The organism is Reyranella soli (assembly GCF_007992495.1).
GTDB classification, from domain to species: domain Bacteria; phylum Pseudomonadota; class Alphaproteobacteria; order Reyranellales; family Reyranellaceae; genus Reyranella; species Reyranella soli.
In genome coordinates this window covers 118,340-141,750 of sequence record NZ_BKAJ01000031.1, presented here as the reverse complement: position 1 = coordinate 141,750, position 23,411 = coordinate 118,340, and the positions used below count along the sequence as shown (strand labels likewise).

General features: G+C 66.8%; 21 protein-coding genes. 9 read left to right on the top strand and 12 right to left on the bottom strand.

Features of this window, described 5'->3' with window-relative positions:
• The first annotated feature begins 1 nt into the window (after position 1).
• From RSO01_RS08945 to RSO01_RS08930, 4 genes are all read left to right on the top strand, one after another.
• Positions 2-973, top strand: a complete 972-nt coding sequence (locus RSO01_RS08945) for an ABC transporter substrate-binding protein (RefSeq protein WP_147148522.1) — start codon at positions 2-4, stop codon at positions 971-973.
• Entirely contained in the window at positions 970-2,715 is a 1,746-nt protein-coding gene (locus RSO01_RS08940) for a cache domain-containing protein (RefSeq protein WP_147148328.1), read from the top strand. The genes RSO01_RS08945 and RSO01_RS08940 overlap by 4 nt, the downstream gene beginning before the upstream one ends.
• 29 nt (positions 2,716-2,744) lie before the next feature.
• Positions 2,745-3,119 (top strand): hypothetical protein, encoded by a 375-nt coding sequence (locus RSO01_RS08935; protein ID WP_147148326.1) that lies wholly within the window; start codon positions 2,745-2,747, stop codon positions 3,117-3,119.
• 86 nt (positions 3,120-3,205) lie between these two features.
• Complete coding sequence (locus RSO01_RS08930; protein WP_147148324.1) at positions 3,206-6,247, top strand: DUF4114 domain-containing protein; 3,042 nt, start codon at positions 3,206-3,208, stop codon at positions 6,245-6,247.
• Positions 6,248-6,281: 34 nt separating this feature from the next.
• Here the strand turns inward: RSO01_RS08930 and RSO01_RS08925 are convergent, their stop codons facing one another.
• The 6 genes from RSO01_RS08925 to RSO01_RS08900 all read right to left on the bottom strand — a co-directional run bounded on the left by RSO01_RS08925 (position 6,282) and on the right by RSO01_RS08900 (position 11,664).
• On the bottom strand, positions 6,282-6,527 hold the full coding sequence (locus RSO01_RS08925; RefSeq protein WP_147148321.1) for a hypothetical protein: 246 nt from the start codon (positions 6,525-6,527) through the stop codon (positions 6,282-6,284).
• A complete protein-coding gene (locus tag RSO01_RS08920) occupies positions 6,524-6,961 on the bottom strand; it encodes a hypothetical protein (RefSeq protein ID WP_147148319.1) in 438 nt (145 codons plus the stop codon). The genes RSO01_RS08925 and RSO01_RS08920 overlap by 4 nt, the downstream gene beginning before the upstream one ends.
• A 142-nt stretch (positions 6,962-7,103) precedes the next feature.
• On the bottom strand, positions 7,104-7,313 hold the full coding sequence (locus RSO01_RS08915) for a helix-turn-helix domain-containing protein (RefSeq protein ID WP_147148315.1): 210 nt from the start codon (positions 7,311-7,313) through the stop codon (positions 7,104-7,106).
• Between the two features lie 458 nt (positions 7,314-7,771).
• Positions 7,772-8,995, bottom strand: coding sequence for an FkbM family methyltransferase (locus RSO01_RS08910; protein ID WP_147148313.1), 1,224 nt, complete (start codon positions 8,993-8,995; stop codon positions 7,772-7,774).
• Entirely contained in the window at positions 8,992-10,167 is a 1,176-nt protein-coding gene (locus RSO01_RS08905; RefSeq protein ID WP_170302947.1) for a class I SAM-dependent methyltransferase, read from the bottom strand. Before RSO01_RS08905 ends, RSO01_RS08910 begins: the two co-directional genes overlap by 4 nt.
• 99 nt (positions 10,168-10,266) lie before the next feature.
• The gene (locus RSO01_RS08900) at positions 10,267-11,664 is read right to left on the bottom strand and encodes an alginate O-acetyltransferase AlgX-related protein (protein WP_147148309.1); all 1,398 of its coding nucleotides are present in this window, start codon (positions 11,662-11,664) and stop codon (positions 10,267-10,269) included.
• A gap of 96 nt (positions 11,665-11,760) precedes the next feature.
• On the opposite strand from RSO01_RS08900, the gene RSO01_RS47160 reads away from it, so the two are divergent.
• Positions 11,761-12,900: a tetratricopeptide repeat protein gene (locus RSO01_RS47160; RefSeq protein ID WP_170302946.1), complete on the top strand. Its 1,140-nt coding sequence runs from the start codon at positions 11,761-11,763 to the stop codon at positions 12,898-12,900.
• Positions 12,897-13,160: a hypothetical protein gene (locus RSO01_RS08890; protein ID WP_147148307.1), complete on the top strand. Its 264-nt coding sequence runs from the start codon at positions 12,897-12,899 to the stop codon at positions 13,158-13,160. The genes RSO01_RS47160 and RSO01_RS08890 overlap by 4 nt, the downstream gene beginning before the upstream one ends.
• A 5-nt stretch (positions 13,161-13,165) precedes the next feature.
• Here the strand turns inward: RSO01_RS08890 and RSO01_RS08885 are convergent, their stop codons facing one another.
• Entirely contained in the window at positions 13,166-13,837 is a 672-nt protein-coding gene (locus RSO01_RS08885) for an FkbM family methyltransferase (protein WP_170302945.1), read from the bottom strand.
• A 62-nt stretch (positions 13,838-13,899) separates the two neighbouring features.
• Positions 13,900-15,480, bottom strand: coding sequence for an ABC transporter substrate-binding protein (locus tag RSO01_RS08880; RefSeq protein WP_218037285.1), 1,581 nt, complete (start codon positions 15,478-15,480; stop codon positions 13,900-13,902).
• A 119-nt stretch (positions 15,481-15,599) separates the two neighbouring features.
• Here RSO01_RS08880 and RSO01_RS08875 point away from each other — a divergent pair, with 119 nt between their 5' ends.
• On the top strand, positions 15,600-16,745 hold the full coding sequence (locus RSO01_RS08875) for a serine hydrolase domain-containing protein (RefSeq protein ID WP_170302944.1): 1,146 nt from the start codon (positions 15,600-15,602) through the stop codon (positions 16,743-16,745).
• A gap of 345 nt (positions 16,746-17,090) precedes the next feature.
• Positions 17,091-17,474, top strand: a complete 384-nt coding sequence (locus RSO01_RS08870) for a hypothetical protein (RefSeq protein WP_147148300.1) — start codon at positions 17,091-17,093, stop codon at positions 17,472-17,474.
• Positions 17,475-17,582: 108 nt separating this feature from the next.
• On the opposite strand, the gene RSO01_RS08865 is transcribed toward RSO01_RS08870, so the two are convergent.
• The 4 genes from RSO01_RS08865 to dxs form a co-directional block, all read right to left on the bottom strand.
• Entirely contained in the window at positions 17,583-18,515 is a 933-nt protein-coding gene (locus RSO01_RS08865) for a Bug family tripartite tricarboxylate transporter substrate binding protein (protein ID WP_246158251.1), read from the bottom strand.
• Positions 18,516-18,681: 166 nt separating this feature from the next.
• A complete protein-coding gene (locus tag RSO01_RS08860) occupies positions 18,682-19,074 on the bottom strand; it encodes a hypothetical protein (protein ID WP_147148297.1) in 393 nt (130 codons plus the stop codon).
• Between the two features lie 94 nt (positions 19,075-19,168).
• Entirely contained in the window at positions 19,169-19,969 is an 801-nt protein-coding gene (locus tag RSO01_RS08855) for an EipB family protein (RefSeq protein WP_147148295.1), read from the bottom strand.
• Between the two features lie 144 nt (positions 19,970-20,113).
• Entirely contained in the window at positions 20,114-22,048 is a 1,935-nt protein-coding gene (dxs, locus tag RSO01_RS08850; protein WP_147148293.1) for a 1-deoxy-D-xylulose-5-phosphate synthase, read from the bottom strand.
• 393 nt (positions 22,049-22,441) lie between these two features.
• On the opposite strand from dxs, the gene ispH reads away from it, so the two are divergent.
• On the top strand, positions 22,442-23,404 hold the full coding sequence (ispH, locus tag RSO01_RS08845) for a 4-hydroxy-3-methylbut-2-enyl diphosphate reductase (protein WP_147148291.1): 963 nt from the start codon (positions 22,442-22,444) through the stop codon (positions 23,402-23,404).
• Positions 23,405-23,411: the final 7 nt, after the last annotated feature.

The window sequence follows — 23,411 nt, the reverse complement described above, 5'->3', positions numbered from 1 at the left end:
CCTGGGGCGTCGTGGCTTCATCGCGCTCGCCGGCGGTGCGAGCTGGACGGCGTCGGTCCGCGCTCAGGGCCTGCCGGTCATCGGCTATCTCGGCTCGGAATCGCCGGAGCGTTACGCCAGTCGCCTCGCTGCCTTCCGCGAAGGCTTGGCCGACGCGGGCTACGCCGAAGGGCGCACGGTCGCCATCGACTACCGTTGGGCCGATGGCCAGTACAACCGACTGCCGGCGCTGGCCAAGGAACTGGGGAGCCTTCCGCTGACCGTCATCGTGGCGCCCGGCGGCGCCGAGGTCGCGCTGGCGGCAAAATCGGCGACGGCGAAGATCCCCATCGTGTTCGAGATGGGCGGCGATCCCGTCGCGCTCGGCGTCGTGGAGAGCCTGTCGCGGCCCGGCGGCAATCTCACCGGCGTGTCTAGCCTCAGCGTCGAGGTCTCGCGCAAGCGGCTGGAGTTCATGCGCGAGGTGCGGCCGACCGCCGGCCGGTTCGCCGTCGCCCTCAATCCAAGGAGTCCGACCTCCGATACGCAACTGAAGAACCTGCAGGCCGCGGCGCTAAGCCTCGGCGTGGAGCTGATCGTGCTGAAGGCCAGCGCCGAAGCGGAGTTCGACGCCATGTTCACCGCGACGCGGGACGAAGGCGCCGGCGGACTGGTCTTCAGCTCCGATCCCTACTTCGCCTACCGCAGCCAGCAGCTTGCCGCGCTCGCTGTGCGCCACAAGGTGGCGGCGATCACGCAATCGCGCGACTTCCCGCTCGCCGGCGGACTGATGAGCTACGGCGGCGACTTCAGCCAGTCGCACCGCCAGGCCGGACGCCAGGCCGGCCGCATCCTGAAGGGCGAGAAGGCCTCGGAGCTGCCGGTGCAGCGGGTCACCAAGGTCGAGCTGTTCATCAACCTCAAGGCCGCCGCCGACCTCGGCATCACGGTCCCGCTCTCGCTGCTGACCAGCGCCGACCAGGTCATCGAATGAAGCGGGGCGCCGGCCCGCGCCGCACGTCGCTGTTCCGGAAATACTTCGCCACGCTTTTCGCGGCGGTCGTGGCGCCGCTGCTGATCGCCGGTGGCAGCGAGGCCTGGCTGGGCTATCGCGACGAGCGGGCGCGTCTGAACGACATCCTGAACGCGGAAGCCCGCCTGGCGGCGGTGAAGATCGACGACTTCCTCGACGGCATCCGCGAGCAGCTCGGCTGGACCGTGCAGCTGCCGTGGTCGGAGGAGAGCGGCGAGCGGCACCGGCTCGACGCGCTCGGCCTACTGCGCCAGGTCCCCGCCGTCGAGAGCCTGACCCTGGTCGACGCCCAGGGCCGCGAACGGCTGTTCGTGTCGCGCATCGGGCTGAACCGGATCGACAGCCGCGCCGATCTCTCGCTCAGGCCGGCGGTGCAGGGCGCGCGGGCCAACGGCGCGTGGTTCGGGCCGGTCAGGTTCCAGGACGGCTCGGAGCCTTTCATGATGATCGCGGTCGCCGGCAATCGCTCGTCGGTCGGCGTGGCGATCGCCGAGGTCAACCTCAAGCTCATCTGGGAGGTGATCTCCGGGATCAAGGTGGGGCGCACCGGCGACGCCTTCGTCCTGGACGGCCCGGGACGCCTGATTGCCCATCCCGACATCAACCTGGTGCTGCGCGCCGACGAAGCGGGCCAGCGACCGTTCCAAGCCCTGCGCGGCGCCATCCTCGACCGGCCCGGCGAGGCTGCGACCGGCCGCGACGTCGCGGGCGAGACGGTGCTGGCGGCGATGGCGCCGATCCCGAGCGTCGACTGGAGCGTCATCGTCAAGCAGCCGCTGGCCGAGGCCTTCGGGCCGCTCTACGGGGCGCTGCTGCGCACCGCGGCGCTACTCGTGGGCGGCGCCCTGCTGGCCGCCGGGCTGGCGTGGTGGCTGGCCCAGCGCATGATCGGCCCCATCCGTTTGCTGGAAGACGGCGTCACGCGCATCGGCGCCGGGCAGTTCGACCATCGCATCGAGCTCAAGACCGGCGACGAGTTCGAGCGGCTGGCGAGCCGCTTCAACGAGATGGCGGCCGAACTGTCGCTTTCGCAGGAACGCTCGCAGCGCATCGACCGGCTGAAGCGCTTCCTGGCGCCGCAGGTGGCCGAGCTGGTCGACCGCACCGGCGACGACAGCGTGCTCGACGGAAGGCGCGTCGAGCTCGTCGTCGTGTTCTGCGACCTCCGCGGGTTCACCGCCTTCTCGGTGCGCGCCGACACCGACACCGTCATCATGGTGCTGCGCCGCTACTACGAGGTGCTGGAAAGGGCCGTGAATGCCTACGAGGGAACGCTGATCCGCTTCTCCGGCGACGGCGCCATGGTGCTGCTGAACGCACCGGTCTCGATTCCCGATCCGGCGCTGCGCGCCGTCGCCATGGCGGGCGACATGCAGAGGGACGTGCAGGAGCTCTTGGCCGGCTGGCGCGCGCTGGAGGGCCGGCTGGGATTCGGCGTCGGTATCGCCATGGGGCCCGCGACAGTCGGGGGCATCGGCTCGGAAGGACGACTCGACTACACCGCCGTCGGCAATGTGGTGAACCTCGCCTCGCGCCTGTGCGACAGCGCACAGGACAACCAGATCCTGGTGGACATCGTCGCCGCCCAGGCGATCGGTGCAGCGATTCCCCTCGTCGCGCTCGAGGCACTGGACATCAAGGGACTCGACCAGCCGGTTCCCGTGTTTGCCGTTGGCACACACGGGACGCAGCCGGCAAAATGAAGCGGCACGGCCACAGGAGCGGAGACCGCATGCCCATACACTTCACGATCGACCACAAGGCCCGCTATGTCGAAGCCAAGTTCGATGGCCACCTCGTCCTGAAGGACATCGAGGACTTCTGCGATGCCGTGGTCGGGCAGAACGGGCTGTCTTATCGCAAGCTGATCGACGGCCGTACCGCCTACGGCACCTATAACGACGCCGACGTCATGGCTCTGGGTGCCCGCCTTTCCGCCTATGAGACGTACGGCCCGCGCGGCGCCCTGGCGCTCGTTCCCGCCCCCGAGTTTTCCCTGGAACTGGTCGACCGGCTCATGAACCTCGGCAAGGGTGGCCGGCCGGCCAAGGGCTTCCTGTCGATCGACGCCGCCCGCAAGTGGCTCGCCGAGCAGCCCGAGGCCTAGACCGAGAAACACAGATTATTGCAGTGGCAACGCATTGATCGTGCGCCTGCCGCCGGGCTACCAGAGATGATCAGAGGTGCGCCGCCATGCCCACGGTCATCAACAATTCGACCTTTCTCGATTCCTACGGCGCGGGACAGTACACGGACCAGCAGTACCAGACGGTGGCTGCTGCGACCTTGTCCACGGACCTCCGGGTCATAAAGGCCGCCGACCAGGTCATTCTCGACCTTTTCCAGTACGGCGCGACCGCCTCGACCCTCTCCGTGGCGAGGGCCGACACGCAGATCACCGTCGGGCTGATGCTCGACCGCGCCGCGCCGCCGTTCCAGCTGGACGACCTGCTGGGCGGCACCTGGGGGCAGCGGCAGGCGGCGCAGGCAGCGTTCCCCGACCAGGCGGCGCTATGGGCGACCTACGGCGCCGACGTTGCGACCTACAATACGGTCAAAGGCCAGATCCAGACCGCGCTGGGCGTCGTCCCCGGCAGCATCGATCCTCTCGCGACGGCCACTGCGGCCGGCTACATCTCCACGCCCGAAGATCGCACCATCTGGCTGACCCTCGATCGCGACCAGTTCACTGCGCTGTTCAACGCGGTGCCAGTCGAGATCTCGAATCCCGATACGGAGGGCACGACCCTCGCCTGGATCGGCAACCTCGCCTTCAACGACGCCATCTCGGCTTCCTCGGCCGCGGCGATCAAGGGCCTGTGGATCGAGCGCGGCGCCGCGCTGACCAATCCGCTGGTCACGGCCAGCACCCTCGTCGCGCCGCAGCTGGGTCCGCAGGGCATCGGCAATGCCGCCGACCAGGCCAAGGTGGTGGCGACGCCGGCCGCGATCGCGGCGAGCTACAATTTCCCGCTGCCGACCAACGTCGCCACTGATCCGGTGGCGCTGGTCGAGACCGTCTATGGCGACACGGCGAAGCTGACGAGCAGCTACAACGAGTACCGTCACGCGGTGAACCTGGCCCCGGGGACGCTGCAATACGTCTCGGGCGCCAACCTCGGCGGTTCCGCCAGCGGCGAGCTCACCCTCGACATCTCGGTGGTCGCGGGCGCCGTGCCCAACAGCACCATCCGGATGTACTCCGACCTGAAGGGCACGCCGTACAACGCCTATCAGCAGATCTTCTTCGACGCCGACCGACCCGGCGTGCTGTCCTCGTCGTTCCCCATCATCGGCCAGTCGACGGCCGGCTCGCCGTTCCGGTGGGCGTTCCAGCAGCTCATGATCGACGGCGTGCTGGCCAACGTCACGGTGCACATGGCCGGCGGCGACGAGGGCGCCAGCGCCGCCATCGCCAACGGCAACGCGAACGTCACCAGCGGCCACTCCTCGCCCTACACCATCCTGGTCGGCGGCACCTCCATCGCGACGCTGTCGAGTGCGCTCGCCGATCCCACCTTGAACACGCCGGTCAGCCCCGAGGTCCAGAGCCTGGTGCAGCTGGCGCTGCACAACGATCGGGGGACCGTCTACGGCATGGTCGCGGCCGGCCTGAAGACGCTGCCCAGCCACCTTTCGGCGGCGGCACCGGGACCCGAAGGCGCCGCCAAGCAGCTGACCAAGATGTTCGAGACGGTGTGGCAGGCGCTGACCGTCACGCCGGGCGAGGCGCACGATGTGCCGACGACGTCGGGGAAAGTGAAGAAAGTCCCCGTCCTCGAAGCCGACTATGGCGCGCATCTCACCGGTTCAGGCGGCGTCAGCGATATCATGGCCCCGCCCAACTATCAGACGGCCTTCGGGCTCGGCTTGAGCGGCCGCGCCATCCCCGACGTCACGGCGCTTTCCTCCGGCGACGCCAAGTACGCCACGCTGAACCACGATTATGTAAACGGAGACCACCACGCCGGCCTTATCGCTTCCAACGGCGGCACCAGCGCCGCCTCGCCGCTCTGGGCCTCGCTCACGACGCAGTTCAACGTCATCTTCAAGGACCAGGGCCTGCCCAAGCTCGGCTATTACACCGACCTGCTCTACATCGCCGACGTGATCGCGCCCGCCTCGTTCAACGACATCCTGCTCGGCAACAACATCAACGGCTTCTACACCACGGCCTACCAGACCGATTACTTCAACCCCGGGCTCGGGCTCTTCGAGGTGCCGACGGGCCTTGGATATACCGCCCATCCGGGCTTCGACCTGACGAGTGGGCTCGGTTCGCCCAATGGCCTGTTGCTGGCGCGGGCGCTGACGGCGATCGCCCACCAGCAGGTCTCGTACAGCACCAGCCCGGCGATGCTCGACAGCGACGGCAGCGGCGGCTGGCTTGCCGGGACGAACGAAGCGCTGCTCTTCCAGACCTTCTCGCATGACGGCGATGCCACGGTCGGCATGCATGTCGGAAACGGCACGACCCTGCTGTCGAGCGCGATGACCGCGCCCTATGCCTGGACGGCGCGGCTGGCCCAGCAGTCGTTGCAGTCCGATTTCGATCCCGGCCTGGTACTGCTGTTCGACAAGCAGGGCCAGGGCTCGGTGGGTTACCACAGCGCCGCGGCTGGCCAGTCGGTCGGCGTCAGCATCGACGGCCTGACCGGCCACGCCCTGCAGGCGAGCATGAGCAATCCGTTCGGATTCGTCGATTTCTTCGCCGGCGGCGATGCCGTGCATGTCTCGCGCGCCGTCTCGATCGCCGAGACCGTGGGCGGCGCCAACAACGAGCTCGCCGTCGTGCGCATGCGCCAGGGCGGCGAGAATTCCCTGCAGCTCACCTTATACAGGGTCGACGACTACAGCGGCACGATCGACGGCAAGGCGCCGGGCCATGCCGACTATGCCGCGCTGGTGGCCAGCCGCGCCTACCAGACCACCGACGGCCGCACCGCCATCTCGGGGCCGGGCTACGGCCAGTTCGGCGAGGTGCTGTTGAAGGGCGTCGACGCCAACGACATCATCGCCATGCGCCTGGACAACGTCACCACCGGCGCCTTCTTCTGGGCGTTCGCCCATGCCAACGAGCAGGTCAACGGCCAGCCCGCGGTCCATATGATCAACCAGGGTCTCAACACCTGGGCTTGGGAGGACACTTTCGGGCTGGGCGACCACGACTACAACGACCTGATAGTGCAGCTCGACTTCACGAGCGCTCACGGGCAGGGCTGGCTGATGCGATAACAGCCGCATCGCGCAGCGCAGAGTTCGTGGCGAACTACCAGCGCAGCACGGCCAGCAAGTAGCGGATGCCCCAGCCCAGGACGAGGGCGACGATCGCCGGCGCCACCAGCAACATCACCTTAACGAGGATGTAGTCTGCGCCGCTTGCGTCGACATCGATCGGCAGGAAGAGCGCCGCGCCGATCAACGCCACTGCAATGCCGGTGCCGAGCCATGAGCACAGGAAGCCGAAGCGGATCGGCGTAGGCGTCCACGGCGATCGGGGCTGCCGATCGGTCACGAAGGCGACGCGCCGTTGACCAATGCCGGCTCGGTTCTCGGGCCTGTCGTCTCCGATGGCGGCGGCGTGACGGCGACCTTCCTGGGCGGCGCAGCGGAAGGCGCCGGCGCCGGCGTCACTTTCGGCGGCTGGCTGGAGACAGCCAGATGTCCGCGGATACCATCGATCTGAAGCATCAGCGGGCCCAACAGCTGGCGGAATTCCTCCCTGGCCTCCTGCGCGTCCGTAACGCTGTGCAAGTCGCGCGCCGCCATGACGGCCAGCAGGCCGACGACCGGGCTGAAGAAGAACGCAATGGCAAAAAAGGCGATCCGATGCTGGCCTTTGGCGTGCGCCAGCCACGCAACGACGCCGCAGAGCGCCAGCCACCAGATCGCGGTCCAGAAAATGTCGGAGGAAGAAAAGTGCGACCAGAAAGAGTCCCAAAGCGTCATCGTCGGCCCCCGTCTGCTGACGACTGGTCGGAGCGCACGCAAGCGCCGTCACACTTGCGAGCGCGAACTTTGGCCGACCGAACCAACGGATACACTGGGTTTTCCGCGACCAGACGCGACGTTCCGTGAGCCCAGCTGTCCGTCATCGGCTGCGTTGCAGATCTTCGGCGTGCCGAGCGGAGTTCACCAGCATCCTCTTGATTTCATCGACAGGCACGCGGATCGCCTTGCCGACCATGACGGCGCGGATCATCCCGCGGCCGATCGCATCCTGCACAGCCGCCAGTGGCACATCGAGGACGAGTGCCGCCTCGGCAATGCTGTAGGTGGTACGACGCTCGCGAGTCGTCATGTCTCATTGCGCGTGGAGCACTCGATGGCCGGGGACGCGAATCCGGAAAGGGCGATGCAGACCTTCTTTTCCGCATCGCCCCCCGGAAGATTCGGCCGTTCAAGTCCCCTAGACCCTTGATACCCCTAACGGCCCCAATCCTCACGCACACGATAAGAAGGCGCCGTCGTTGCGGCGACAAGAGTTGCGGGACCCATCGTGGGTCGTCGAAATCATACGGGCGGTCAGCCTTGTTATGATTTCACCCAATTTGGAGATAGCTAGAAATGTCGACCCGTTCGTCGTCCCCAAAGCCCAAGACCCTGCGGCGGACGGTCAGGCCCTGCCCTCCACCCCCAAATGGCGGGCAGGGCCGCTGAGGGTCACCCTTCGCTTCGATTGCGCCCGACGAAGTTAGAATGGCGGTACGACCGCAACCAGCCATCAAGCCCTCTATCGCAGGTGATGACGGCGATGCGTCAGGTACCCAGTCGCGCCGCGATACTCACGACCTTGAACCGGGTCCGGACGCCATCCGGCGCGGCGTTGCGGAAAACGAGGTGACGCAGATCGGCGCTCCTTGCCGCGACGACGATGCGCTGGCTGAGAGGCATGGCGGCGAGCGTGCGCTCCGGTGCACAGAAGCTCGACAGGTCGGCGCCGGCGAGGGCGATACCGAGCTTGCCGTCCACGACCTCGACGCCGACTTCGACGGTAACGACGCCCGACGCCGTGTCCGGAGCGAGGCCGAGAACGAGCGCGTAGCTCCAGGCCACCGCGCGCGTCTCCAGGACCACATCGACAATGTCGCGGAAGCCGAGGCCGCCCTCCCGCCGCAGCAGGCCCATCGCCCGGGAGATGAGCGTGCTCCCGCCTTCGCGCCGGGCGACAACGACGCCCTCCTGAACCTCGGCCTTGACGATGAAGGAGCCTGCCAGCGGCTCTCCGGCCGAGGGCCGCATGGCTTCGTCGAAGCGGAGCGGCGGCGGAAAGACCAACTTCAGGTCGGCCGCGCCGCCGCTGTCCGCCCGGCCGCCGGATGCGCCGTTGGCCACTCGCTGCAGCACGAAATTGTCGTTGTCCAGGACCAGGGCCTGGCGATAGCCGCGGCGGGCCAGCCACGCCAGCGCCTCGCCGACGCCCTGGTTGCGCAGGCCCAGCGCATGATTGAGCTCGACGACAACGACGGGATTGCGCTCGGCCAGGGTGCGCTCGGCGCCCCGCAGGACCTCGAAGTCGAAGCTGTCGACGTCGATCTTCAGGCAGTCGACGCGTTCTATGCCATGCTTCGCGATGAAATCATCGAGCGCGTAGAAGGGGTAGGTCCTGACCTCGCCCTCCGTCCCCCACAGGCGAAAGATCCGGTCCTCGCGCTCGCCCGTCGTCGCCGCCAGGGCGACCTCGTGGACCTCGGCATTGCCAACCCGGTTGTGCCGAAGATTTTTGCGCAGCATCTCCGCCGTGGCAGTCGGCTCGAAGGCGAGCACGCGGCCTGCCGGCGCCAGCTGCGAAAACAGGACCGTGTAGTAGCCGACATTGGCGCCGATATCGAAGATCCACCAGTCGGCGCGCACGTGCTCGACGAACCACCGCTTCGTCTCCAGCTCACAGTAGGGATAGTAGTCGCGGAATTCCTCGTAGTACGCGACCAGCTCGATCGGATCCCGGCCGGGAATCATCGTTTCAACGCGATCGCGCTTCATCTGGGTTTCCGTTCGCCAACGAGGATCCAGCTCTTGCGGATCCAATACAGGCGGTCGAACAGCGGCCGCCAGCGTTCGAAATTCTCAACGAGCGCCTGCACGACGCCGAGCGGCGCCAGGTTGCGCGACAGCGCCTCCGGGTCTGGACAGAAGTCGTGCCAGACGCAGAGGCCTCCGGGACGGAGCACGCTCAGCGCCTTGTCGGTGTCGTTCGCGACGAGATCCGGCGTGTGTCCGCCGTCGATCAGGACCGTGTCGAAGAAATCGCCGGCGAAGTCGCCGGTCCTGAAGTCACGACTGTCGCACAGAAGCTGATGCACGCGCGACCCGAGACCCACCGACCTATAGCGCCAGCCAATGCTGCTGCCTGCATCCGACTGGGCGTAGAGCGATTCGCCGTCACCGCCGGCTTCTCCCTGCGGCAGGTTGATGGTCCAGATCTCGGCGTCGGTGCTTTGGCCGACCAGCGCCGCGCCAAAACCTTCCCAAGTACCGAACTCGAGGTGTCGGCGAGGCCGTCGCAGCCGCCACAAGAATTCGAAAATCGGCGCGTCGTCGGTCTCCATCTTCCAACGGTCGAGCGGCTTGTCCTGGCCGGGCGGCCAGGCCGGGGGCAAGGGTTGGCCGTAGAGCGCGGGCAGATCCGCCACGTCGACGATGTCGATCGAGCCCGCCTGACCGCCGTTGATCGCAGCTGCGGGGAAAGGATCGTCCCATGCATGGCGCGCCCAGACGACAAGGCGGCCGAGCTCCCGCACGTCGATAGCCCTGGCCGACGGTTGCGACCACGAGGCGGTGAAACTGCCTTCACCCGGCAGCCGATCGGCCAGGAGATCGAAGACGTCGAAGCGGGTGGGCCGTCCCTCGGGATCGACATTGCGAAACACCAGAAAGCGGGCGTCCGACGGCTCATCGACCCAGATGCGCGGATGCTGGATCCCCGGATCGGCCGGAAGCGTCCGTTCCCGGGAGGCGTAGGTCGAGCCGTCCTCCTTCGTCAAACCGATGCCAAGCCGCCCCTCACGAACGCGGACCCGGCACGCCACCAGCAGGCCGTCATCGGCCGCCCAGTTGCGCAGCCGGTCCCCCTCCAGTTCCAGCGCGACGGCGTTGTTCCAGCGTCCGCGGGGCGTCGTCACCGTGAGCAAAGGGCGTCGGCCGGTCCACGGCATGACCGCCTGCAGAAACCGACTGGGCAACGGTAGGCGTTCGCACGAGGCTCCCTCGAAGAGCCGTGGCGGATCCCGGATGAGCCCTTTCATGCGCATCGTTCACCGGGCGAGAGGGCGGACCGGCGCAGGTCCGGCAATCAGCCGCTCCCGCGCAGACAGCAGCGCGTCCGCGATTCTCCCGGCGGACGACTGCGTGCCGCGGTCGGTCCAATGGCCGTCGGTCAGACGATAGGTTCCACGCGCACCGTCAAGGACCTCGCGCAAGTCCACGACCTGCAGCCCGCTCTGTCGCAGCGCCTCCGCCAGCCGGCGATGACGCGCATCGGCGCTCAACGAATACGAATAGTAGCGCGGCCACGGGCGCCAGAACTCGACATAGTCCGGGTCGACAGTGCCGACAGGGATCAGGGCGACCAGCAGTCGCTTGCCGTTGGCGGCGACCAGCCGATCCATCGCCTGCAGCCAGCTGAGCGTCTCGCCCACCCTCGTGTCGCCGGCCATCTGCCGAGCCTCGTCGGCATTGCGCGGGACTGGCCAGTCGCCCGTCTCCCAATCGATGATGCCGGACAGCAGCCAGCCGCCGAGAAACTCCCGATCGTGCCGGCGATTGCGCGCTGCATCGTGCAGGCGGCCATCGCCGCGCAGGAGGATTTCGCTGATCGTCTTTTCACTGAGCTTCGGGAAGTAGTTCAGCCGCATATGTCGCGCGACATTGGCAACAGGCTCGGCCGCCGGCTGATGCATCCATTCGCTGAGCAGAGCCTCCTCGCCCGGTATGTCCTTGTTTGCCCGGCCGATCTCGGAAAGGCGCAGACGGTTGGCGAGCAGCCAGGTCGTGCGCGGTGCGACAGAGCCCAGGACCGATGGCGTCGGCAATTCGTCGATCAGGGGCGGCAGCGAGAAGGGATCGAACGGCCGGTCCATCATGTCGTTGCCGGCGTAGACGAAAACCGCAACGACATCGGGGCCGAGGGCAAGCGCCACCTTCCTGATCCGCCCATAGTACTGCCGGGGACCGGTCGCAGCGACCGCCAGGTTGATCGCTTCCATGCCGGCCAGACCTCTGGCAACCCAGCGGCGCTCGACGAGCTCGGCCAGCGGCGCCGGTATGTAGTAGCCCTCGAGGAAGCTGTCTCCCACCAGCGCGGCGCGGAATTGCACGTCGGGCGGACGGGCGATCGAACGCGGACGGTCGCGCATCGCCCAATCGTTGTAGGCCGGAACCAGTTCGGGAGTGTCGGCAAACACCGTCTTCACGTTGACCGTCAGCGCATCGAGGGGAATGGGCCTCAGCTCGCGGGCCGGCCAGGACGGAGCGGACCAGGAAGCAACGTACTCCGCCCCAACCACAACCAGCCCCAGCAACGCCAACCCGTAGATCGGCCAGAACCAGAACCGCTTCGTCATGGTGTGCGTTGCAATAGTCGCCGGGTTCAGTGTCAACGGCACAATTATACCACGGTTTGGGAACAAACTTGCTGCATCGACGTAATGCACTCAGCCAGGTGCTTGGACGTGTCGAGGCTTCAGACGCTAACGAATGCCATAGCGGCCTCTCAGGCGGCCTTGGACGCTTGGCATAAGATAATCGCGATGGTGGGCGGCAACTGGCGCCCGAGCCCCGAGCGGGGAACCGATCCCGAGCTCCGGTACCTGCGGACAATCGTACGAGTCCGTACCGATCCGCTCGAAGCATCCGAGCGGCGGCTCGCCGAACTCGTGGCGGCGCAGCCCACAGCTTTCCACGCCGTGGAAGAGCACGGCAGCATCCTGGATCGCCTGGGACAGCGGGACGCCGCCCGCGCCGAATATGAGTCGGCAAGACGGAGGCGCCAGCTGATCAGGCGCGGAATGCCGGACCGCCCCTTCTTCACGCGCCATCGAACCACGTCCGTGGCCGAAATCGATGGATATACCAAGGTACTGAGGGCCGGAGCGTCTAACAAAGGAATCTTTCCTTATGTGGCGCGCGGTCATGCCTACCTGACGACCCGACGCCCCCGGCTTGCGCTTCTCGACTATGACGAAGCCCTGAAACGGGCGCCGCAGGAAAGCGGCCTTCTCGTCGCACGAGGCGAAGCCCTGGCTGCGTTGGGTCGTCATCGCGAGGCTTTGCAGACCCTCGACCAGGCCGTCGCCAGCCGCCCACAAGATCCCGAAGCACTCAGCAGCCGCGCCTTCGTGCTCTTGGCACTGGATCGCGTCGCGGAGGCCGATGCCGACTGGTTGCGGCAGCTGGAGCTGTTGCCGCGGGAGCGCCATGACGTGCGCGCCTGCGTGGCTCTGCGGCTGGCAAACTACGACATGGCGCTGGTCGAGCTGGAGAGTGCCATCGGAAGAAATCCCGCCGATCCCTACATGCAGCTCTATTTCCTGACGTCGCTGCGGCGGCTCGGTCGCTCCGTCCAACCGAGAGTCGATCCTGTGACCGTCTGGCCAGGTCCTTTGATCGCGCTTCACGATGGCAAGCTGTGCCCGAGTGAGGTCCTGGCGGCTGCGGACAATCCCGAGCGTCGCGCCGAAGCGCTGTTCCAGCTCGGCATATGGTCATACGACCACGACCGTGCCGAGGCCGGCCGATTGTGGAGGCAAGCGGCCGAGATCGCCGCCCCCGACACGATCGAGCATGCAGCGGCGCGGCACGAAATCGAAAGGCTTCGCATTGATCCACCGCCCATCAGCCTCGGTCGTGCGACAGAGAGGGAGACGAACAAGATGGCAATCTCGAAATGATCGGCGCCATCGTCACGCTGGCGGCGTGCGCGCTGATGTGCTCCGGCCTTGCCACTCTCGGCAACCACGCCATTGCCCGCGAATTCCGCGACTTCGATCTCCGCAAGAACACGGAGATCCTCATGGATCCGGCGATAGCGGTGCGCTACGCCGAATACCGGCTGGCCACGAACATCTTCTATCGCCAGGGGCTGGTGCTATGGACCGTCCTCGGCCTGATGATCGCCTACATGGTCATTGTGACAGTTCTGGAACGCTGATGTGCCTAGAGAGCGAGAAGCCTCGGGGCCACGAACACGGCATCGGCCCAGCGCAGCACGGCGTGATTGACTGCATGGTGTCGCTGGTCGTGGATACCCTGGAGCGCATAGCCTCGCGAGCGGAGATGGTCGGCGATGTCCCAGAAGGTCGGCTGGTTGCGGTATAGCGGCTGGAAGAGAACTTCCAGCGCAATCAGGCCTATCGCCTGACGAGCAAGGAGGCTGCTGGCGCCGCGCAATGCCAACAGCTCCGCGCCCTGGATGTCCATTTTGAGGATATCCAGCCGGTCGAGCCGGTGGGCGGCGCAAAGCGAATCGAGCGAGACCGCCTGAACCTCGATCGGCGCCAGCGCCTCGACCGGTGCATCGTAGTAGCGCATGTCGCCGACCTCGAGCAGCGAGTGCGCGCCGCTATGCGAGGTGCGGCGGAGGGAGACGCTGCCGTCGGTCTCCGCCAGCGCGCAGGACAGGAGTTCAACGCGATCGCCGAACGGCGCCAGGATCTGCCGAGCGATGGCAAAATTCTCCGGGTCGGGCTCGAGGGCGATGACATGACTGCCCGGGAAGTATCTTAGGTACTCGGCCGTCGTTTGACCGTGGTGCGCTCCGGCATCGACCACGGACAATGAAGGTGCGTTGGCGAATATGCGAAACTGTGCCCCCAGCAGGCCGGGCAACTCGGGGCGTGCCGGCTCCCGCTCGTTCGGCGCAGGGGGTGTGGCTCGCCTCCACCGGAACATCAGCCCTCCTTCGCGACCTCCCAGAACACCGGCACCGTCGTCTCGCCCAGGCCCGAGACATTCGTCCGCACGGCCGTGAATTGCTTCCACTGACCGCCGTTGATGTAGGGCACGACCTGATACGCCCGCGCCTGTATCCGGTCGGCGAGCTTGGCGCGTTCGGCTTCGTCGGTGCTCTCCCACCAGCTGCGACGCAGGCGCTGAAGCTCCTCGTCGCAGGGGAAGCCCGCGACGTCGTTGGGGCACGGCGTGGCGAGATAGGGATTGGTGAGCGGCGTCGAGGCATCGAGCGCCGTGGCGATGGTGATGAACAGGTTCCAGCCACCTTTGTCGACCGGGCCCTTGTTGTTGCGGCGCTGCGAGAGCGTGCCCCAGTCCAGGGGCTGGACGTCGACCTTGAAGCCCGCCTTGCGCATCCCGTCGGCGACCACGACCGTGGCGTTGAAGTTGGCGCTGAGATCGCTCGGCTGCATGAAGATGACCGGCCGTCCGTCGTAGCCCGACTCCTTCAGGAGGGCCTTGGCCTTCTCGAAGTCCGGCTTCTCGAGGCCGGCCGTGCCGGCAGACGTCTCCATCGGCGTGCCGCACATGAAGAACGACCCGCAGAACGGCCGGGCGTTCTCGGCTGGCGTGCCGATCGCCTGCAGGATCGCCGTCTGGTCGATCGTGTGCAGCAGCGCCAGGCGCGCCTTGGGATTGTCGAAAGGCGGCTGCAGGTGATTGGGCCGGATCCACGCCATGCTGCCAGTGGGATCCACCGTGACGAAGCGGACCTTCGGGTTCGCCTTCATCACCGGATAGGTGTCCATCGCCGGGTTCTGCAGGTAGTCGATCTCGCCCGCGCCCAGCGCCGAGATGGCGGTGGTGGGATCGGGCATCGACAGCCACTCGACCCGGTCGACCTTGGCCACCTTGCCGCCGGCCAGGCCGTCGGGCTTCTCCTTGCGCGGCACGTAGTTGGGATTGCGGACGTAGACCGCCTTCTCGCCGGGCCGCCATTCCTCCCTCACGAAGATGAAGGGCCCCGACCCGACGGCGCTGGAGATCTGCGCCGTCGCCGGAGTCTTGGCGATCGCCTCCGGCATGACGAACAGTGCGTTCGCCGTCGGCTTGCTGAGCGCCTCCAGCACCAGGCCGAACGGATCGCGGAGCGCCAAGGTGAAGGTGAGATCGTCCACCGCCTCGAGCTGGGCGCCGGCCGAGAACAAGGCCTTGCCGACGACATCGCGGTCCTTCCAGCGCAGGATCGAGGCGACGGCGTCGGCGGCGCGCACCGGGCTGCCGTCATGGAATTTCAGGCCACTGCGCAGCCGGAACTTGTAGGTCTTGCGGTCAGGGGAGACCTCCCAGGTATCGACCATCTGGGGCTGCGGCTTGCCGCGCGAATCGAGCGCGAAGAGCTGATCGTAAACGAGGTAGCCGTGATAGGCGGCGTAGGTCGCGGTGTTGAACACCGGGTCGATGCCTTTGAGGTCACTGACGAGGACGACCTTGAGCACCTTGTCGGCCGAACGTGCGCCGGTGGCCATGAGCGCCGGCGCCGCGCCCGCGAGGGCGATCATGGTGCGTCGTGTGAGCATCTGTCTCTACCTGCGAACAAGAGGAAGAAGGGATATTGCCCTCTAAGGGACAGCAGGTGAAATAGCTTATGACCCAGCCGAAGCCTTTGCCCATGCCGTCGTCCGCAGATCGAACGGCAATGCCGCGTCCCGCGGACCAGTTCCTGTGGAACGACGAGCAGAAGCTGGTGGCGCACCGCAACATGCATCACCTCTTTCCAACGCATGCGGTGAAGGCGGGAGCGCCTGTTCGAGAGCTGCCGCGAGAGGACGAAAGCGACGCGCTGCCCGACGTCGCCGCCTACATGGCCAAGGCCGAGGTCACGGGCCTGCTGGCCATCCGGCACGGAAAGATCGTGCTCGAGCGATACGCGCGCGGAAACGACGAGCGGACGGTGTGGGCGTCGCGCTCGATGGCGAAATCGATCACGTCGCTGATGATCGGCACGGCCGTGCGGTCGCAGCACATCCGGTCGGTGGACGACCCGGTCGTGCAGTACGTCCCGGAGCTGAAGGGCACGCACTACGACGCCGTCACGTTGCGCCACTGCCTGCAGATGACGTCCGGCGTCGCCTACTCCGAGGACTACCTGGACCGATCGAGCGACGTCGCCCGACTCCAGCTCTGTACGGTGCAAGGCAAGAAAGGCGCGTTCCTGGAGTTCCTGAAGGATCTCGGCGGCCGGCGCGACCGCAAAGGCAACACGCCCGGCTCGGTGTTCAACTACTGCAGCGCCGACTCCGTGCTGCTCGGCCTGGTGCTGGAGCGCGCGGTCGGCAGCATCGCGCCGGTCCAGCTCGAGCACGAGCTGTGGAGCCGGGCCGGCATGGAGGGCGACGCGTACTGGAACCTCGAAGCGGAAGGAGGCAGCGCGTTCACGGCGTCGGGCTTCGGCGCGACGCTGCGCGACTATGGGCGCCTGGCGCTGTTCGTCCTGGGCGGCGGCGCTTTGCCGGACGGGACCCGGATCGTTCCGGATGGGTGGATGCAGGAATCGGTGATCCCGTCGCGCGCGTCGATCGAGGCCGGCTCGCCCTATGGCTTCCAATGGTGGCTGCATGAGCATCAGGGTGTGGTGTCGAGCAAGGTCGGCGCCGGCGCCACCCGGCTGCGCGGCGGCAACAGGGTCTTCTATGCACTCGGCAATGCGGGCCAGGTCATCCTGGTGAACCCGGCCGAGGACACGGTCGTCGTCAAATGGGCGATCTGGGGTGCGCCGTCGCAATTCGAGGAACGCCGTCGCCAGGACCGTGCATTCTTCGCCGCGCTGTTCGACGCCTATTAGTCCTTGACCGGCTTTCGGCCCGGCGCGAGGTGCTTCATCTGCTCGCGCTTGAGCCGGAATATCGCCGCACACTTCGGACAGTGAATAGGCCGGTTCTTGTCCAGCTCCGCCTTCGGCACCGCAAAGGCATGGTGGCAACTATGACAAGTGAACGGCAGCTGTAGAATCTCACGCATCGCTCGGCCCCCGACGGCCATTCGGGCAACGCCGCATGTTTTGTCAATCCTGCGTGGGAAATGTCACAGCATGGTGCCGTGGAAGCGGCGTTAATCGGCCTTGTCGATGCCGAAATCCCCGGCGAAGACCACTTCCGTCATCCGTGGGGATTTGTGGGAGATCTCGTCAATGCGCCGCGCGTTCATCTTGCTTGTGCTGCTTGTCACTGCCTGTGAAGGCAGCTTCGTCCGCCCGGAGGATTACGGGCGCAAGGTCGAGATCAACAAGAGCTACGAGGCGCGCGACACCTGCCTGAAGCAGCACGCCGTCGATGGAACGGCCGGCATCGATGCGACTACGGTGGCGTCCACCGCCGCGCACGCCTGCCAGAGCGAGACCGACCGGCTGATCACGGCCGCAAATCCCGACCGCGACAGCAAGGTGACGGCCTCGATTCGGCAGGACACCGAGTTCCGGGCCATGAAGTACGTCCTGCAGGCCCGCGGTCTGCGATCCAATGAGACTGGCTCGGATCAGGTCTCGCAGTCGACCGTAACCCGTCCCGCTGATTGAACTGCCTCGCTCTCAAGCGCCTTCCGCGCGACGACTCCGATAGCGTTTCCGTAAGGCGCACCCCTTGGCGGCAATGCGCCGGGCCGCGCGACCTTGCCGCCCTTCAGGTCACTGCGGCTTCAGCAGCCCCTTGGCTGCGAGATCGGCGAGCGCCGCCTCGTCGGCCTTCTGGAAGGTAGCGAATTCCTCGGGCGTCGAGGGCCGCACGGTGGCGCCGAGCTCGGTGAATTTCTGGCGCACCGCGGTCTCATTCAGCACGGTGACGGTGGCGGCATTCAGCGTATCGACGATCGCTTTCGGCGTGCCGGCACGGACGTAGAGGCCGAGCGTCGTGCCGCCATCGAAGGGTATCGCGCCGACCTCGGCCAGGGTCGGCACGTCGGGCAGCTCGGGCACGCGCTTGTCGCCGACGACGACCAGGGCGCGCAGCTTGCCCGACTGGAGATGCGGCAGCGAGCTCGAGAGCTGGTCGACATAGGCGTCGATCTGCCCGGCCAGCACATCGTTCAGGCCGACGCCCGACCCGCGATAGGGCACGATGTTGAAGGAGACCTTCTCGTTCTCCTGCAGGCGCAGGATGTCAGTGTGATTGGGCGTGCCGTTGCCGGCATGGCCGACGCTGATCGTGCCGGGCGCGGCTTTGGCCGCGGCCAGAAGCTCGGCCCAGCTCTTGAAGCGGCTGTTGGCCGGCACGTCGACGATCATCGGCACGGTGCTGAGCAGGCTGACCGGCGCGAAGTCGGTCAGCATCGAAGGCTTGCCCGCCATCAGCGGCGAAACATAGAGCGTGCCGGGCGTGCCGATTACCAGCGTGTAACCGTCGGCCGGCGCCTGCAGCACCAGCTCCTGCCCGACCACGCCGCCGGCGCCGGGGCGGTTATCGACGATGACCGACTGGCCGAAGCGGCGCTGCAGCCCCTCGCCCAGCAGCCGCGCGGTGATGTCGGCATTGCCGCCGGCGGCGAAGGGAACGATGAAGCGGATCTGTTTGGTCGGCCAGGCTTGGGCTTGAGCTTGCGCTCCATCGCCGGCCGCCGTCATCGCCAAGGGAAACGCAACTCCCGTCAAAAGAACCGACCGACGCCGAACCACTACCATGCTCCTCCACGCTACGCGCGCGGGGAGCATCGGGCCGCGTTACGGGCCTGTCATGCCGAATGCGACAGCGCTTCCGCGGCTCGGCATCCGGCGTCGCTGAGCGGGACTATTAGCGGTCTTCCGCTCCGCAATAGGCGAGGTTCAGCACGACGCCGCGTGCGGCGGTCGCCGACATCTCGCCGTCGTGGCTGGCGTAATCATCGAAGGCCAGCTCGTTTTCAGGTACCTGCAACGATGCCTTTCGCTTCACGATGGATCGACGCCAACCGTCGCCCGCCGTGCTGAACACGTGGAGCACCAGCCAAAAGCTCTGGAGGCCCACGGCAGGGAGGTCGAGCTCCAGCTTCTCGCCATGGCCGGGCCGCAATTCACGATCGTCGAACCACCAGACCTTCGACATCTTGCTGGGGACTTCGGCGGCGGAGATGCGCACGAGTTGGCGCCGGCCCGACGTCGCACGGGCGGTTACCCGCAAGGAACGCCTGCCGTCAGTCACCTTCACATAGACTGGCTCGACTGCCATGCCGCCTCAGATGGTGTCGTCATTGACGGGGAACAAGACTCGTTGGCATGCATCCATGGTTCGCATCCCCTTCCTATTTGGCGGCCGGACAAGCCGGCGCCTCATGCATCTGCAGGTCGCGCAGATGCGCCGCCACCGTAATCACGCCTGCATCGGCGACCACACCGTCCATGACGCCCGAATCGTAGAGGCGGCCGCGCAAGGTGACGATGGGCTTGGCGTCGGTCCGGCCCGCCCGCGTAACGGCCAGGCTGAACGGCCATGATTGCCCGGCCGGCACGTCGACACGGCGCTGCGACGGGGGCCTCGCGTCGGCGGCACCCGCAGCGGCGCGCTTCACGTCGAGCAGGAAGGCGCCGCCTTCGGCCTCGGGGACGAACACGAGCAGCGGGAACTGCTCGCTTCCCACCGCCAGCCGGCGCAGCAGCCAGTCGACCGCCGCGACGGGCATGCGGGTGAACGAGGGCAGGACCGATGGCTGGGCGCCGTCGGGCGTGGTCCTGTCGATCTGCCAGACGCCGTGCCCTCTCTCCGCCGTGCCCCGCACCTCGCGGTCGGCGCCATTCAGGACCTGGACGGCGCGCCAGGCAAAGTCGTTGCCGCGCGGCTCCTCGCCCACAAGGCGCGAGGTGAAGCTCACCTTGAACGAGGGCGTGAGCGAGGCGTCGACGGTGAGTTCGCGCCGGATACGCCAGCCGTCGCACTCCTGCGCAAAGTCCTGGACGATGGTGCCGATGCGCGTGGCGTTGAGCGCGGTGCCGAGGCGCAGCGTGTACTCCGCGCGATGGGGTCGCATCTGCGCAGCGGCGGATCCGGCAACCAGCAACGCGGCGGCGGCGGCCAATAAAGAGGCAATCCCAGCGACCTTCTTCACCGCGGTGCCTCCCGCGGCGGAACGGCAAGCAGCGCCGGTCGGAACGGCAAGGTCACCGGCAGCTCCCAGGCCAGCAAGCGTAGAGCACGACGAAGGCACGCTGCGCAGCAGGCGCGACGACACGACCGACCCACGAGGTCACCATCAGCTGGTGCGAGCAAGCGCGGGTTTACGCAGCGTTTCGGATCTGTCGAGCGCACCCAGGACCGCAGCAACGATCTGCGGCGCGTTGAGCCCCGCCGCCTCGTACTGTTTCGGCTGGCTGTCGTGGTCGATGAGACGGTCGGGCAGCGTCATGGGGCGTATCTTCAGTCGACCGTCGAGCAGGCCGCGCCAGGCGAGATGCTGCATCACCATCGACCCGAAACCGCCCGCGGCGCCCTCCTCCACCGTCACCAGCACCTCGTGCTCGCGGGCGAGGCGCTCGATTAGCGCGGTGTCGAGTGGCTTGGCAAAGCGGGCATCCGCCACGGTACACAGGATGCCGAGGCCAGCCAGATCCTCGGCTGCAGCCAGGCATTCGCCAAGACGCGCTCCATAGGACAGGATGGCGGTTCCCAGCCCCTGCCGCAGGACCCGCCCGCGCCCGATCTCGAGCGGCGTGCCGCGCGCCGGCAGCGCGAGCCCGCGTCCCTCGCCGCGCGGATAACGGAAAGCGGACGGCCGATCGTCGATCGCCGCCGCCGTGGCCACCATATGCATCAACTCCAGCTCGTCGGCCGCGGCCATCAGGACCATGTTGGGAAGGCAGCCGAGATAGGCGATGTCGAAGGCGCCGGCGTGCGTCGCGCCGTCAGCCCCGACCAGGCCCGCGCGATCCAGGGCAAAGCGCACCGGCAGGCCCTGCAGGGCCACGTCGTGTACCACCTGGTCGTAGGCACGCTGGAGGAACGTCGAGTAGATCGCGCAGAACGGCTTCATGCCCTCGGCCGCCATGCCGGCGGCGAAGGTGACGGCATGCTGCTCGGCGATGCCAACATCGAAGGTCCGGGCCGGGAAACGCTTGGCAAAAAGATCGAGGCCGGTGCCCGACGGCATCGCCGCCGTCACGGCAACGATCCGCTGATCCGCTGCGGCTTCAGCGATCAGCGCTTCGGCGAAGACTTTCGTGTAGGACGGCGGACCGGGCGGGCCCTTGGACTGCTCGCCGGTGACGACATTGAACTTGGCGACGCCATGGTACTTGTCGGCGCTGCGCTCGGCGGGCGGGTAGCCCCTGCCCTTCTGGGTCACGACATGAAGCAGGATTGGCCCCTGATGATCCGTGTCCCTCAGGTTGCGCAGCACCGGCATGAGGTGATCGAGGTCGTGGCCGTCGATCGGACCGACATAGTAGAAGCCCAGCTCCTCGAACAAGGTCCCACCGGTCAGCAGCCCGCGCGTGAACTCGTCGGCGCGGCGGGCCACCTGTTCGATTGGCCGCGGGAAACGGCGCGCCATCTTGGCCATCAGCTCGCGCAGGGACAGGAAAGGCCGTGAGGAAATGAGCCGCGACAGGTAGGCGCTCATGGCGCCGACCGGCGGCGCGATCGACATGTCGTTGTCGTTGAGCACCACGATCATGTTGGCCCGGCTCGCACCGGCGTTGTTCATGGCCTCATAGGCCATGCCGGCGCTGAGCGCGCCATCGCCGATGACGGCGATGACCTGACGGTCCTCGCCCTTCAGCCCGCGCGCCACCGCCATGCCCAGTCCGGCCGAGATCGAGGTCGAGGAATGAGCAGCGCCGAACGGGTCGTACTCGCTCTCGGCGCGGCGCGTGAACCCGGAAAGGCCGCCGCCTTGGCGAATGGTGCGGATGCGATCGCGGCGACCGGTCAGGATCTTGTGCGGATAGGCCTGATGGCCGACATCCCAGATCAACCGGTCGCGCGGCGTGTCGAACACCGCGTGCAGGGCCACCGTAAGCTCAACAACGCCGAGCGAGGCGCCGAGGTGACCGCCGGTGACTGACACAGCATCGATCGTCTCGGCGCGCAGTTCGGCGGCGAGTTCCTTCAGTTGATCGGTCGACAGGTTGCGCAGATCGGCCGGGTGTCGCACCCGGTCGAGGAACGGTGTCTTGGACGGTACGCTCATGGACGATCCTTCACTGCGCCCCCTCACTGGCCCCCTTTGACTGCGCCAAGTGCTTCTGCTTCTTCACCGCGCATTTGAAGCAGCAATCGCGCGACATCTTGCCGCCACCACCGGCTGCATGCGCCGTGGCGAACAACTCAACGTCCGAGTTCCTGTCGAGTTCGATCGAGACGAATCCGCGCTCGGAAACGCACGATCCTTGCATGCAATGTCGACGACTTGCGCTCACGGTCACAGTAGCGGACAATCTAAGGCGTCTGCAAATGTGTTCAATCTTAGACACGGGCAGATTTGCCCATGCGTTCGTTTGTCAGACGTAGGTCGTGTTGCCTCCCTGGCAATACCGCCCGCGAATGCCGACATACGCTAGTGGCTTCGAGGAGTAGATCTGGAATGCGCGTTATCTTGGCTCAGCCTCGAGGCTTCTGTGCTGGCGTCGTGCGTGCGATCGAGATCGTCGAACGCTCCCTCGAGAAGTTCGGTGCGCCGGTCTATGTGCGGCACGAAATCGTGCACAACCGTCATGTCGTCGAGCGCCTCGAGCGCATGGGCGCTGTTTTCGTCGAGGAGCTGGACGAGATCCCCGACGGCGCCGTCACGATCTTCAGCGCCCATGGCGTGGCCCAGTCGATCATCGACGAGGCGAAGACGCGCGGCCTGCCGGTGCTGGATGCCACCTGCCCGCTGGTGTCGAAGGTCCATCTCCAGGGCAAGCGCTACGTGTCCCGCGGCCGCGAGCTGATCCTGATCGGCCATGCCGGGCATCCCGAGGTCGAGGGGACGAAGGGACAGGTCGGCGCTCCCGTTCACCTCGTTTCGACGATCGAGGACGTCGCCCGCCTCGAGCTGCCGGACGATGCGCCCGTCGCCTATGTCACCCAGACGACGCTCAGCGTCGACGACACGCGTGGCGTGATCGCGGCCCTTCAGGCGCGGTTCAGCGACCTCGAAGGGCCCAACATTACCGACATCTGCTACGCCACGCAGCACCGCCAGTCGGCGGTCCGCGATCTCTGTGCAGTGGCGGACCTGCTGCTGGTCGTCGGCAGCCGCAACAGCTCGAACTCCAACCGGCTGTGCGAGATCGGGGTCGAACAGGGGCTCCCCAGCTACCTGATCTCCGACGGCCGCGAGCTCGATCCGGCGTGGCTGAAGGGTGTGAAGACCGTGGGCCTCACCGCCGGCGCCTCGGCGCCCGAGGAACTGGTGCTCGACGTCATCGAAGCGCTGCGCCGGCACGGCGGGGTCGAGGTCGAGACGATGGATGGCGTGCGCGAGAACATCGAGTTCCGCCTGCCCGTCGAGCTCAGGGCGGACGAGACACCGCGCAAGACAACGGCAACGACGGTTCGGTAATCAACGC